At 43.9% G+C, this 14,565-nt stretch carries 8 protein-coding genes; 6 read left to right on the plus strand and 2 right to left on the minus strand.

The window, feature by feature from the left end; all coding sequences use genetic code 11:
- The first annotated feature begins 263 nt into the window (after positions 1-263).
- The 6 genes from P2W82_RS16365 (at position 264) to P2W82_RS16390 (ending at position 10,028) form a co-directional block, all read left to right on the plus strand.
- On the plus strand, positions 264-857 hold the full coding sequence (locus tag P2W82_RS16365) for an RNA polymerase sigma factor (protein WP_336516988.1): 594 nt from the start codon (positions 264-266) through the stop codon (positions 855-857).
- Positions 858-935: 78 nt separating this feature from the next.
- Positions 936-2,141 (plus strand): FecR family protein, encoded by a 1,206-nt coding sequence (locus P2W82_RS16370; RefSeq protein ID WP_336516989.1) that lies wholly within the window; start codon positions 936-938, stop codon positions 2,139-2,141.
- Positions 2,142-2,367: 226 nt separating this feature from the next.
- Complete coding sequence (locus P2W82_RS16375; protein ID WP_336516990.1) at positions 2,368-5,898, plus strand: TonB-dependent receptor; 3,531 nt, start codon at positions 2,368-2,370, stop codon at positions 5,896-5,898.
- Positions 5,899-5,926: 28 nt separating this feature from the next.
- Positions 5,927-7,420, plus strand: coding sequence for a RagB/SusD family nutrient uptake outer membrane protein (locus P2W82_RS16380; protein ID WP_336516991.1), 1,494 nt, complete (start codon positions 5,927-5,929; stop codon positions 7,418-7,420).
- A gap of 110 nt (positions 7,421-7,530) precedes the next feature.
- Positions 7,531-9,216, plus strand: a complete 1,686-nt coding sequence (locus P2W82_RS16385; protein WP_336516992.1) for a PKD domain-containing protein — start codon at positions 7,531-7,533, stop codon at positions 9,214-9,216.
- 377 nt (positions 9,217-9,593) lie between these two features.
- On the plus strand, positions 9,594-10,028 hold the full coding sequence (locus tag P2W82_RS16390; RefSeq protein WP_336516993.1) for a nuclear transport factor 2 family protein: 435 nt from the start codon (positions 9,594-9,596) through the stop codon (positions 10,026-10,028).
- Between the two features lie 378 nt (positions 10,029-10,406).
- On the opposite strand, the gene P2W82_RS16395 is transcribed toward P2W82_RS16390, so the two are convergent.
- Together P2W82_RS16395 and P2W82_RS16400 are read right to left on the minus strand one after the other, a co-directional pair.
- Entirely contained in the window at positions 10,407-13,457 is a 3,051-nt protein-coding gene (locus P2W82_RS16395; RefSeq protein WP_336516994.1) for an efflux RND transporter permease subunit, read from the minus strand.
- Between the two features lie 66 nt (positions 13,458-13,523).
- Entirely contained in the window at positions 13,524-14,564 is a 1,041-nt protein-coding gene (locus tag P2W82_RS16400) for an efflux RND transporter periplasmic adaptor subunit (RefSeq protein WP_336516995.1), read from the minus strand.
- Position 14,565 lies beyond the last annotated feature (1 nt).

Here is a 14,565-nt window from a genome sequence, read left to right on the forward strand (position 1 = left end):
GTACGATTACTACAAACACCTGCCAGGTTTAAAAGACCTGGCAGGTCTTAAAAACCTGCGAGGTCTTAAGACCTGCCAGGTTTTACTTCGAGGTCGGCTGGCAAAAGGTTTGCTGCAACATCCCTGTGAATACAGTGGTCTTTTTATTGAGGCAGATGCAGCAGGACAGCAGAATTTTGGAAAATAGATACTTTAACCCATAATCTTCGGTGAAAACACATTCTTAACCTGTGCATTTCACTGAACTGCGAAGCTTAACCGTTATGCCGATTGCTGGATATGAAGAAAGCAAAGTCCTTTTACAAAGGATTGCTGAGGGCGACCGTGTTGCCTTCACAACCTTTTACACTTCCCATCTCAATAAGCTTTACCGTTATATTTTTTTATTCACAAAATCGAAAGAAGACACAGAAGAAATTCTGCAGGACATATTTATCAAGATCTGGGAGAACCGGGAAAAACTAAGAGAAATCGATTTAGCATCAAGCTATCTCACACAAATCGCCAAAAATAAAATCATCGACAAAGTCCGGAGCATGCAGACCCGGCATCGTGTTTTGTCGGAAATCCGTCGGTCAAGAGAAAGCTTCGCAAATACAACCGGCGATGACTGTGTTTATCGTGAATACTACCTTGTTGTACAGCAAGCCATCGATAAACTTCCACCTAAGAGAAAATTGATCTTCAGACTCAATACTGAAAATGGATTGTCCCAGGATGAAATTGCAAATCAACTGAAAATCTCGCGTTCGGTAGTTCAAAAGCAATTGTACAGCGCTTCCCATTTCGTACGAAAATATCTTTTCGAGCATGGCGAAATTTCCATGTCGGTCATTTTCGCGTTGACTTTTCTTTAATTCTGCCGCCAAAAAAAAAATTTTAAACCAAGGGGTGAAATCGGACGGCTCAATCGTCATCAGTTGTAAGACGATTGTATGACCCCTTACGAGATTTCTGATTTTCTGGAAAAATATGCTGCAGGGATGCACAGCCCTGCTGAACATCAGGAATTCATCAACTGGTTGAAGACAGCATCGGCAGATGAGGTTAAATTTTATGCGGAGGAATATGAGGCGATCATTCTTTCAAAAAATATTACACCCGAAGAAGTAGATGCAAGCGTCGTAATGCAAATAGAACGCGCTTTGGATCAGTTTGAACTTGCGCAAACCGAATCGACCAGGCAAAACCAGTTGAGGTTAATTATCTGGCGAAAAGTTTATCGGAGTGCCGCTGCGATTATCCTTCTTGTTGCTTCAGGATATTTTTTATACACCATTTTTTCTGAAAAGAACGGCGAAAAAGATAAACCAGCTGTTTCAAAATCATTGGCAGCAGAAATTTTACCCGGAGGCAATAAAGCTACGCTGACACTTGGCAATGGCGCAACCATCTCACTTGATGACGCGAAAAACGGCGCTGTGGCACAGCAGGGAAATGTGCAGGTGTATAAAACTGCCGGCGGCGAACTGGTGTACAAATCATCCGGAGAAATTGCAGACGTTACTCAATACAACACACTATCGACACCCAGGGGTGGGCAATATAAACTGACACTTCCTGACGGTAGCCAGGTATGGTTGAATTCATCTTCTTCCATCAGGTACCCGACTGTCTTTACTGATGAAGAAAGGCATGTGAATATAACTGGTGAAGCCTACTTCGAAATTGCGCATGATCCATTAAAACCATTCATCGTCCAGGTAAATGACTTGAATATAAAAGTTCTTGGTACGCATTTTAACGTCAATGCATACACTGATGAAAGCTCGGTCAACACTACGCTTTTGCAGGGCAGTGTACAGCTTTCAAATGGTAATCACAGCCAAGTATTAAAACCCGGACAACAGGCTCAGGCCGCTGGCCCTGAGGATTTCAAACTGGTGGATGATGTTGACGTGGATGAAGTCGTCGCGTGGAAAAATGGCTTCTTCTCTTTTAACAAAGCCGATCTGCAAACGGTGATGCGCCAGATCGAAAGATGGTATGATGTGAGCATCGAGTACGAAGGGAAAATCCCGAAGAGAGAATTTGTCGGAAAGATCAGCCGCAACAGCAATGTAAAAGAGGTATTAAAAATTTTACAGGAGTCAAAAGTGCATTTCAGAGTTGAAGGAAGGAAAATTATAGTAACACCATAAAAATTTCGTTCGGGCAGGCTTAAAAAAAACCAGAAGTGGTGCAACACTTCTGGAATATGTTTTAGGTCCACGCTTATTATACCTGGAAGGTTTTTTATCGTTAACCAAAACAATCAAATTTATGCATTTTGAGGCATTTTGTAATGCGGTTTTTACTCAAGAACCAATTACTGAAATACGCCCTGCCTTCTCCTGGAAAAGGATAGACAGGCAAACATTGCGTGTCATGAAAATTATGATCGTTCTGATGTTCTTCGGCTTCATGCATGTAAGTGCTGAAGGATTCTCGCAAATTTCCATTTCAGAAAAAAACGCCCCGTTAAACAGGGTATTTAAGGCTATTGAGAAACAGTCTGAATACGTTTTTTTCTATGACAACAAATGGCTGCAACAGGCGAAGACTGTAAGCATCAAACTAAAGAATGCTTCCGTTGCCGAAGTGCTCGACGCCTGCTTCAGGGAACAACCGTTGACTTACAGCATTATCGGTATGACGATCGTCGTAAAACCGAAAGAAGAGCTGGCCGTTACCGCGACTCCTTTAGCAGAACGGGAAGTACAAACAGCTCCCGTGAGCGGAACGGTGACCGATGAATCGGGGAAACCACTTGCAGGGGCAACAGTCCGCGCGAAAGGTAATACGAACATTGTAACGACAACTTCAGAAAGTGGAAATTTCACGCTGGATGTACCGGAGACCGTTACAGCGCTCATCATTTCCTATGTCGGTTATGAAGACATAGAAGTGAAGGTTGCAGGATCCGCGCCGCTACGGGTAAACATGCATCTGAAAGACTCCAAAGTGGACGAAGTGGTAGTGGTGGGTTATGGTACACGCCGGAAAAAAGATGTGACCGGTGCCATCAGCACTGTTGGAGCAAAAGATATTGAGAAAAGCACAGCCATGACCCCGGAAATGGCATTGCAGGGAAGAGCTGCCGGTGTATTTATCGAAAGCGGCGGAGGCGCACCAGGTGCAAGGCCGGTTGTGCGTATCCGTGGTGTAAATACTTTCGGTTTCAGCGAACCGCTCTATGTAATTGATGGGGTGCCCATTTTTGAAGGTGGAGCAGGAGTTACTTCCGGCGCAGTCGGAGATATTCGTTCCCCGCTGAATATTTTCTCTATGATTAATCCTGCGGATATCGAATCCATCAGTGTGCTGAAAGATGCGTCTGCTGCCGCAATTTATGGGGTTCGTGCATCCAATGGTGTGATCCTCATCACTACGAAAAAAGGAAGATCAGGTCGTGCAAAAATTGAATTGAATGCGCTGTATGGCGTGCAGGATATTCCGAAAAAAATATCAACACTGAACACTCAGCAGTACTTCTCATTACTTGAAGAAGCTTATGCTGCCAATCCGGATGCAAATACCACATTCGCACAGAAGTTCGGCCCGCTTTACGATAAAACAAATCCTTCTTATGTTGGCAATGGACCAACCTATAACTGGGATAAAGAATTGCGTAACAAGAATGCATCAATACAGGACTATAACGCAAAAGTTTCCGGCGGTGGTGAAAACACAACTTACTTTTTCTCTGCCGGGTATAACAAAACAGAAAGTCCGTTGAAGGCAAACTACATGGAGCGCTACTCTTTTGCCTCCAATGTTGATGCAAACATCACAAAGTTTCTTTCTGCAGGTATGAATATCCGTTTGGTTCAGCAGAATGCATTGGACAATACACAGGCAGATCTCAATACGATGATGGCCACGATTCCATTTCAGCCATTTTATGATCCGAATGATGTAACAGGATATGCTCCTGCCGCCGCAGGTTCATTTATTCCTAACCCCGATTATGACCCTACCAAACTGGATCCGGGCGCGCCTTACCTTTTTGCACCAGGCGATCCCCGATTGCTATGGGGAACACAGACAAGATTTAATGTTTTTGGTTTCCAGAAATTGATGACGAACAATTATAATCTCACCAATCTGTTGGGAAATATCTATGTGCAGGTGGAACCCATTACCGGTTTAAAAATCAAAGCATCCGTCGGTGGCCAGAAGTACAATAACCTCAGGAAAAGCTGGAATGATTTTGATTCCTGGAGATTTTCACAGACCCCAGGCAATCCTTATGCAGGTACTGACGGTAATGCCAAAGGAAGATATGGCGAACGTGAGGGAAAAACTTCCAACATTAACAAGGAGCTAACGGTCAACTACAATCGAACATTTCATGATGATCACAGCATCGATGTAATCCTCAGTGCTTCTGATCAGTTTTCAAAATGGAGTGCCACGGATCTGAGCGGAAATGTTAACTATACCGATCCGCAATATCGCCAGATTACTAACCAGCCTCCATATACACAAGGATTTCAGAATATCATCCAGGAAGATGCTTTGATTGGCTATCTCGGTAGGATCAGTTATAAGTACCGTGATAAATATTATTTAGATGCCACAGTACGCAGGGATGGCTCTTCGAGACTAGCACCGGGAAATAAATGGGAAACATTTCCATCCTTTGCAGCTGCATGGCGTATCAGTGAAGAAGACTTTTTTCCAAAAACAAGTTTTATCAATGATTTGAAAATCCGCGGTGGATGGGGACGGCTTGGCAATTATCAATCAGCAAGCCCATACCAGTTTTTATCAAACGTTGGTCTAACTCCTGATTATCCATTTGGCTCTGGCAATGGAAATCCTTTTGGTAATCAGAACCAGGGAGCGAGGTTACCGAATTTTGCAAATACAACTCTCACCTGGGAAAAAGTACAGACAACCAGTATCGGATTCGACGCGATACTTTTCAACAGGGCAATCACTTTAACTGCGGAGTACTACAGCAAAAAAACGTATGATATCATTCAATCTGTTGCGCTTCCGCCAAACACGGGTATTGAATTATCTGCTGATCTCAACGTGGCGAGTGTAAGTAATAAGGGTATTGAACTGGTAGTCGGGTATAATACACACTTCGGCCAGGTGAATTTCAATGTAACAGGTAATCTTACAACAGTAAAAAATCGCGTCGAGAAACTGAATGAAGGAACACCGATCGGTGGTGAATTCGGAAGGATTGAAGAAGGTTATTCCATGTTCTATCTGTGGGGATACAAAACCGGAGGAATATTTCAGTCGCAGGCAGAAATTGATGCGTGGAAAGCGGCACATCCAAAAGGCGATGGAAATATTGGCGGCTACCAGTACCAGTTAGGTGATCTTTATTTCCAGGATGTATATGGCAATCCTGCACCGGGATCAAAAGACCGGTATAGTCTGGCACCTGATAGTTTGATCAATTCAAATGACAGAACATATCTCGGCAAAACAATTCCCGGCTACTATTATGGATTGAATATCGGAGCTGACTGGAAAGGTTTTGACCTGAGTATTTTCTTCCAGGGTGTAGGCGATGTGCAGAAATACAATTTTGAAAGATCCGGGCTCGAAGCCATGAGCAGCGCTGCCAATCAGTGGGCGACTGTTCTAGGAAGATGGACTCCAACCAACCCCTCCAACGAAATGCCGCGTGCTATTTACGGTGATCCCGCGCAGTTCAACCGCACTTCATCACGCTATGTAGAACAGGCCGGTTACCTGAGATTGAAAAATGTGCAGATTGGATATCGTGTTCCACAGGACGTATTAACAAGGATGAGATTTGCGAGCAACCTGAGAATCTATCTGAGTGGTGTAAATCTTTTCACTATTACAAAATACACCGGCCTCGATCCTGAAGTCAGCGGAATACCTCCTACAAGACAATTGCTCGTTGGTATAACGCTTGGTCTCTAATTACGAAAATCAATTCAATATAATTTGTATGAAGCTTCTTAATTTAAAAATGTCCTGTGTTTCTGTAGTGGTGGCGTTGATGCTATCGCTGAGCTGCAACCCGGATAAACTTGATTTGCTTCCGCACGGTCCGACAGAAGCCAATTTCTTCGCTCAGGAATCTGATTTTTCAAAAGCAGTTTATGGCATATATTCCAAACTGAGTGATTTTTACTGGTACAATGCTGGTAGTTCTTTGGTACCGATGTGGTTTCTCGAAGGAGATGACATCACAACTAATGCGTCCTCAGAGCCATTTGAGGTTTTCGGTCCGATACAACCGAGCAATGGCAGTGTCAGTTATATGTACCAGAATTTATACGTGCAGATCGCGCGTGCGAATGTGGTTCTTGAGAAAATAGCTGAGGTAAAAGATGGAATTTATACAACACCGAATCTGAAAAGTTATCATAAAGGTGAAGCGTTGTTTCTCCGCGGGCTTGCCTACTACCATCTCTGGAATTATTATGGCACAGCACCGCTCAGGAATGAACGCGTAACGTCTGCCGATCAATTTACTCCTTCCCCGACGTCAGGTACCGAGTTACTGGACCAGGCAATTGCCGATTTTAAAGAAGCGGCGACGCTTCTTCCGCAGGCATGGGGTGATGCAGATCGCGGAAGAGCAACAGCAAATTCTGCGAATGGAATGGTGGGGAAATCACTTGTGTTCAGGGCATCGGCAACAAAAACAACGGCTGATTATACGGAAGCACTTGCTGCGTTTGCCAAACTCAGCGGCCTTACATTAGTTCCTGTTTTCGAAGACAATTTTGCTTTCGATACAGAAAATAATGCTGAATCACTCTTTGAATTCCAGGCGTCTCAGCCATTCGCTTTTGATAATGTATGGTTGTCAAATGATTTTGACAATGCGATTGGATCTATGTCGATTTTCTGGGGATACTACAATAACAACTACGCGTTGTTCGGACAGTCGCGCTGGTTTGCAACTCCGAAACTGGTAAGTGCATTCGATGCCGGCGATCCAAGAATTCCTGTTACCCTGGCTACTGCAGATCGTACGATCAACAAATATGTGGTAAGGGATAAGTATACGCAATCTGGTGTAGCAAGCGCGAATAATCCGAGACTACTTCGTTATGCTGATGTGTTATTGCTGAAGGCTGAAGCAATTTTGCAATCAGGAGGATCAACTTCAGAGGCTATTGGATTGATCAACCAGGTAAGAGCAAGAGCCCGTGCGGGTGGCGCTGTTCCTTCAGATTTCAGTACATCAGAATCCGATAAAGCTAAAATCATGCAATGGATCATGGATGAAAGATTCAGGGAATTAGCGGGTGAGGGTCAGCGTTGGTTTGACTTAAGAAGATGGCATCTGCAGGGAATCATTACACTCAATAATGCTTTCTTCAATTCTAATGTGCCGATGGCTTTTGATGCCAGTAAACATTTGCTGATGCCAATACCCAATTCCGAATTAGACGTAAATCCAAATATGCGACAGAACGCAGGTTATTAAGGTTGCACGTTTAACGTGTAACGTTTTATCGTCGAACGTTTTCATACCAGTTAGAGTTCGGTTAAGATCAAAGACCTCCTTCGGGGGTCTTTTTTAAATCATCAAATGATATGATTGAAAATATAAAATATGATGTAATGATATGCTGCCTTCTCATCATGTTGGTTTCCTGCAATAAATCATCCGCTGAAAACAAAACCAATACGAAACCACAGGTAAGCCTGACCGCAGAAATGACAAGCGCTTCACCGGTAACTTACCGGTTCACGGCAACGGCCAGCGACGCAGATAGTGATCCGCTGGAGTACAATTGGAATTTCGGCGAAGGCACGACGAAAAAAGGTGGGCCCGATGAAACATTCAGTTATCCGTTGGCGGACATATATCAGGTGAAATTATCCGTTAGTGACAAAGTTAACAGTCCTGTTGAAGTCAGTGTACAGGTAAATACAAGGGCCGTAGAAATCTCCATTGATAAGAATACAAAGTACCAGACCATGGATGGTTTTGGTGGTTTTGGAGCAAAAGATGTGTATTGGAGCAGTGGTCCGTTTACGAGTGCGGCATTTGTAAACGATCTGATCAATGATCTTGGTCTGACGATTCTGAGAGATGATATTCCTACCAATTTTGAGATCGTTAATGACAATGATGATCCCAATGTAACTGATCTTACGAAATACAATATCAACGCTTCGAGTCCGGGCAATGATGGAAAACTAGCTGATCATCTTCAGTATTTAAAAGATATGCAAGCGGCAGGTTTGAATAAGATGGTTGCTTCCGTGTGGAGCGGACCGGCCTGGATGAAAACGAACGGAAAGATTAATAACGGTACAACGCAGAATTCGGCACCGAACTATAATCCAAGTCCGACCGCCGCTGACAATCAACTGCGGGTAGATATGTATGAAGAATTTGCAGAGATGTGTGTTGCTTATATCCGAATCATCAAACAGGAAACGGGCATTGATGTATATGCACTGAGTATTCAGAATGAACCTCGCTTCTCGCAATACTATGCCTCTACTGTCTACAATGGAAATGCACTGCGTGATTTGTTGAAAGTGGTAGGAAGAAGATTTAAAAAAGAAAACATCAGCACAAAACTATTCCTCCCTGAAGACATTGGTTATCTCGATGGAGTGTCTGGAATGATACAACCGACATTGAATGATGATGAAGCGAGAGGATATGCAGATATCATTGCAGTACATGGTTATGAGCTCGATGGATACACCGCCAACAGTCCTGAAGCACAAACCTGGCAAACTATGTACAGCTGGGGCGCGAAATATGGGAAGCCCTTGTGGATGACTGAAACTTCCGGATACAAAAACGACTGGAGTGGTGCGATGGCACTCGCAAAGGCCATGTACACCGCGATCAAGTTCGGCAATAGTTCTGCGTGGTTGTATTGGTCCTTGAGTACATCGAAACTGGATGAATATTGTTTGATGAGCAGCGCTGGTGAAAAAAGCAAAAGATATTTTGTATCGAAGAATTTCTACAAATATGTTCGTCCGGGTGCGGTTCGGATAAAAGCTGATATTTCCGAAACGGAAAAACTTTACACACTTGCTTTTACCGATCCTTCAGATCAATCGACTACGATCGTTTTGATAAATGATACGGAGGCAAGTAAGGCAGTGCAATTATCCGGTGCCGGTTTACCCGCGTCCTTAAAAAAAATTACCAGTTCAGCAACGGATAATTGTAAGGAAGATGATGATATAGAATCAGGAAAAGCATTTGTGGTGAAGGCGAATAGTGTGGTGACGTTGAAAGGGAAATGACAACCTGGGAGGTCTTAGACCTCCCAGGTTTATAAACCTCCCAGGTTTATAAAACCTGCCAGGTTTAAAAAACCTTCTAGGTCTTAAACCTCGAAGGTTTTAAATCGAGGTCTTTTACCCCAACCTGGGAGGTCTTAGACCTCCTAGGTTTATAAAACCTGCCAGGTTTAAAAAACCTTCTAGGTCTTAAACCTCGAAGGTTTTACTTTCGAGGTCTTATGCCCCAACCTGGGAGGTCTTAAACCTCCTAGGTTTATAAAACCTGCCAGGTTTAAAAAACCTTCTAGGTCTTAAACCTCGAAGGTTTTACTTTCGAGGTCTTATGCTCCAACCAAGTAGGTCGAAGACCTCCTAAAAACTCACCAAATTTTTCTGACATGAAAAATCTGCTAATAACACTTGTAATTTTATCACCTTTAATGTTAAAATCTCAGCCTAAAAAAATGATCACAGAATCATTTCTTCAGTCCTTTGCTGATGCCTTCAATGCGCATGACTCAAAGGCAATCATGGCGCACATGACTGAAGATTGTATTTTCCAGGCTTCAGCCGGCCCCGATACCGACGGTGAAAAATTCTCCGGCCAATATGCAGTAAAGATGGCATTTGAAAAAGTGTTTGAAACTTTCAAAGATGCGCGCTGGAATAACCCGCAACATTTTATTGCTGGTGACCGGGGATTTTCTGAATGGACTTTCACCGGAACCCGGGCGGACGGTGTCAAAGTGGAAGTCACCGGCTGTGACCTGTTTACTTTCCGTGATGGGAAAATTGCTATAAAAAATTCGTACCGGAAAAGTCGCACGAATTAGGGTTGCCGCTTGATTTTCCCGGAAATAATTTAGAAAACGATTGCAGGATTATTTGGGATTATCAGGCTGAAAAGTGCTTGGGTGTCTTTTCATAGAATGAGTTGCGACCTAACACCTTGCAGGTTTTAGACCTGGTAGGTATTTCAAACCTGGAAGGTTTTTAAACCTGAGAGGTCTTAAACCTCCCAGGTTGGGGGTGGAAATTGCGGGGGAGTATACAAATATTTAAGGTTCGCATAAAATGAAAGAATACTTACCGATAACCGCTGAACCAAGGCTGATTTCTACCAATTTTGATACAACCTTGCTACCTGAAACCTCGCAGGTCTGAGACCTGCGAGGTCTTTAAACCTGGCAGGTCTTAGACCTCCCAGGTTGTCATGCAGCCGCAATCTTCGGAGGCATCAGTTTATAAATCACCGGCGTAACTACCCTCGACAATAATGTCGAACTAATCAGTCCGCCGATCATCACTATCGCCAATGGTGACACCAACGGATTACTTGATAATGCGATTGGCATCAACCCGCCGATAGCGGTAAATGTCGTCAGGATAATCGGCAGGAACCTAGCTTCGCCAGCTTTCTCAATAGCTTCGATTAACCCCATACCCTCCGCCCGCAACTGATTCGTGAAATCCACCAGCAATATCGTATTCTTAACTTCAATTCCCGCAAGAGCTACGATACCGATGGTCGCTACAAACGACATCGAATTTCCTGTGACCAGTAAAGCCAGCACCGCACCCACAATGCCCAAAGGAATAACCGACAAAACGATCAATGTGCTTTTAAAAGTTTTGAATTGAAGTACCAATACCGCGATAAACAGGAATGCAGTCATCATCACAATACTTCCGAAACCAGCGAAGGACTGATTCCGGCCTTCCAGCTCACCACCCATTTCATAATTATACCCTGCAGGTAAATTCATCTTATCCATCTTTTCAATCACCGCGTTGTTTATTTTATCGTTCAGATAGCCTTTACGAACAAACGAAGTGACAGATACCGTTCTGACCTTGTTAAAATGATTAATGCTGAGCGGCGAAGTTTCCAAACGCATTTCTGCCAACTGTGCAAGCGGAACAGCCTTACCCTGGTTGCTGTTCACAAAAAGGTTATTGAATATTTCCAGGCCCGGATAAGAAGCGCCGGGAGTAGTAAGCATAATCGTATAGTCGTCACCGTCAGCATCCGGATTCGTGAAAGTGCCTATGGGCATACCAGCCACCGCCATGCGAACAGCTCTTCCGATATTTATTGTAGGAACACCCAGCGATTGTGCTTTTTCTTTATTGATATTAACCCGGATATCTGATTTCAGATTTTTCACAGGATTGTTTACATACAGAGTTCCGTCAGTCGATTTCAGCAATTGTTCCACCCTTGATGCAATATTCCGCAGACTGTCGAGGTTATCACCCATGATACGAACTTCCACAGGAGAAATCATGGGTTGTCCCTGCTCAAAATTCCGCACTTCCACTTTTGCGCCGGGATAAGGCGTCCATTTCTGACGCAGCATTTCGATCACTTCCAGTTTGCGTTTCGGATTGGTTTCAGGTTTGAGCTGAACAAAAATCTGCGCAAAATCTGAACGTTCGTTCTGTTGATTCACATTGTAATAAATGCGTGGATTTCCCTTTCCGGTATTGGATGCATAGTACTGAACTTCGGGCACCTGCTTCAGATCGCATTCAATCTGTCGGGTGATGGTATCACTATAATAAATATTGGATTGCAAAGGAGTTGAAATATCAATCAAAAACTGTGGCTTTTCCGAAGATGGAAAAAGACTGAAGCCAATGACTGGTATGAGTTGCAGAGAAGCGATAAAAATCACTCCAGCAACAATCACTGTCACTACCGGATAATGCAACGCTTTATCGAGCAACTTCGAATAACTTCCATGAATTATTTTCTGCAAACCGCGAAGAAAGATATTTCCCTCTGCATTCGCATGCGGCTTCAATATTATACTTGAAAGAAAAGGCACCACAGTCAATGCTACTATCATCGATGCAAAAACGGTCGACATAACGGCAACGGGCAGGCTACGAATAAAATCACCTGATGATTCCGGCAGGAATGCTATCGGCAGGAATGCAATAATCAACGTGGCAGTACAACCCAATACGGCTTTTCCGATCTGGTTGGTCGCTTTTAAAGTAGCTTCCATCCGGGAATGACCCTCGCGCATCCAACGCTCGATATTTTCCACTACCACAATGCTATCATCCACCAGCAAACCGAGTGCTACCACAAATCCAACGATGCTCAACTGGTTCAAACTATATCCGAAGAGATTGACCAACATCACACCGATCGCCAATGACAGCGGTATGGAGATCATAACCACAATGGAAGCGCGCGTACCCAGCGGCAGTAAGGTCAGCATCACGAGTGCGATCGCAATAAGGAAATCTTTCCCCAGCCCGGACAACCGCCGATTCACATTATCCGCCTGATCAAAATTCAAAACGAGATCAATATTCGAAGGCAGTGTTTTTTTGAATTTTTGAATTTCAGGAAGGTATTGTTTCTGAATATTGGAAATGTTCTCACCGTTTTTCATGGCTGCGATCACAAATATGGTGCGATGTCCATTCAATCGTGTGATATGTTTCTCCTGGGTAAAATCGAAATATACATTGGCGACATCTTTCAGGAAAACATTTTTACCTTCCGCGCTGTACACAATGGTATTCCTGATTTCATCGATATTCTGATAATTGCCATTGGTTTTTACATTGAAGGATTTATTTCCTTCACTGATATTTCCTCCGGGGATATTTGCGATCTCACTTTGTAATGCACCGGCGATAACACTCACGGGCAAACGTAAATTCGCAGCTTTATCGGGCTGAAGATCAACCCGGATGATTTGCTCCGGCAATCCCTGGATCTCCACGTTCTTAAGAGCCGGTACTTTCTCCAGCACATCCTGCAAATCCTCTGCAGCTTTTTTCATTTTATCCCGGGATGCATTTTCTGACACCAACGAAATCTGCAGAATATTTACATTCGAGGGGTCAATTTTCTGTACTTCGATGCTATGAATGTCCTGCGGCAACTGAGGACGAAGAGCGTTGGTTTCTCTCACGAGTTCCTGGTATTTATCGTCCACATCGCTGTCGTATTTATATTCCACCAGTAACACTGCGAGACCATCATGCACATTGGTTTTGATCCGCTTGATATTATCGAGTCCATAAAATTTTTGCTCCAGCGGTTTCACCACCAGCTCTTCCATATCTTTCGGACTGGTACCAGGATATACAACCACTACGGGAAATCCGGGAGACTCCAGCGCCGGGTCCTCTGAACGCGGCATATTGAGAATAGTGGAAACACCCAGGGCTATGACCATCAAAACCATGATGAGCGTGAACTGGTAATTTTTGATGGCGTATTCGGAGATTTTCATTTCAATAAATTTGAATGCGTTTGAAAAGCAGAAGAGAAAATTTGTTTCAATAGGAACAACAGATCATCAGCGATTGGCAATCCTGATCTGTGAACCTTCATTCAGGTAAGCACTACCGGAAACGATCACTGCTTTCACATTTTCAAGACCGCTGTTGATGGTGACATAATCTTTCTCAATTGATCCGATACCTACTTTCACTTTCTGCACGGTTTTGTTATCGTTGGTAGCGAATACAAATCCGCTGTCAGAGCTGCCATCGAGCAATGCATCATAAGGAATGCTCCATGCGAGCGTCTTTTGCGCAGGTCTGATCACTGCTTTTCCAAACAATCCTGAAGCGATGCCTGATTTTGGAGATTCTGATAATTTAATCTGAATATTGAATGTGCCGCTCACCGGATCGATCCCCTCTGATTTTTTCCAGATAGTACCTTTGATAGAAGTTCCGGGCAATGCGTCGGTAGTGATTACAGCCGCATCACCAGGTTTCAGTGCGGCCCATTGGCGATCACTCACTCCTGTTTTTAGTATCCATCCTTTTTCAGCCGCGCCATTGGTCTGTAATACCGGCGTGCCAGCAGCAGCATACTGTCCTTCGTTCAGAAATTTTCGTAACACAAATCCGTTACGTACAGCCCTGATCTCTGCATACTGCTGATTGAATCCCGCAGAAGTATATTGCTGACGTGCGAGGTCCATTGCAGTTTTTGCATTCTGCATTTGCTCCAGCGTCGCCACGCTATCACGGTAAAGGTTACCCGCACGTTCATAATCGCGTTTGGCCTTCTGGTAAGCAAGGTTCGCCTGTTCAGCTAACGCATTCAGTTCGGTAAGATTGAGTGTGGCGAGTAATTGTCCCTTGCGGATTGCATCGCCTTCCTGTACAAATACCCGGCTGATGATCCCACCGCTTTTGAAGGAAAGATTGGATTCTTCATCCGTAGTGAACTGACCGGAGGTATTGATCTCCTGGAACACGGTATCCTGTTGCAGGGAAATGGTAGTGACCGGGATCAGATCTTCATTAATGGTTTCAAACTCGGCTTTGGTTTTACAGCCGATGATGAAAAGACTGTACATGATGATAGCAGTTAAATAGCGCATA

The organism is Pollutibacter soli, from assembly GCA_029269725.1.
In the GTDB taxonomy this organism is placed as follows: Bacteria; Bacteroidota; Bacteroidia; order Chitinophagales; family Chitinophagaceae; genus Pollutibacter; species Pollutibacter soli.

Coding starts and splice junctions, on each gene's coding strand:
- P2W82_RS16365 (WP_336516988.1), top strand. CDS start 264: ATGCCGATTGCTGGATATGAAGAAAGCAAAGTCCTTTTACAAAGGATT.
- P2W82_RS16370 (WP_336516989.1), top strand. CDS start 936: ATGACCCCTTACGAGATTTCTGATTTTCTGGAAAAATATGCTGCAGGG.
- P2W82_RS16400 (WP_336516995.1), bottom strand. CDS start 14,564: ATGCGCTATTTAACTGCTATCATCATGTACAGTCTTTTCATCATCGGC.
- P2W82_RS16375 (WP_336516990.1), top strand. CDS start 2,368: ATGAAAATTATGATCGTTCTGATGTTCTTCGGCTTCATGCATGTAAGT.
- P2W82_RS16385 (WP_336516992.1), top strand. CDS start 7,531: ATGATTGAAAATATAAAATATGATGTAATGATATGCTGCCTTCTCATC.
- P2W82_RS16380 (WP_336516991.1), top strand. CDS start 5,927: ATGAAGCTTCTTAATTTAAAAATGTCCTGTGTTTCTGTAGTGGTGGCG.
- P2W82_RS16390 (WP_336516993.1), top strand. CDS start 9,594: ATGAAAAATCTGCTAATAACACTTGTAATTTTATCACCTTTAATGTTA.
- P2W82_RS16395 (WP_336516994.1), bottom strand. CDS start 13,457: ATGAAAATCTCCGAATACGCCATCAAAAATTACCAGTTCACGCTCATC.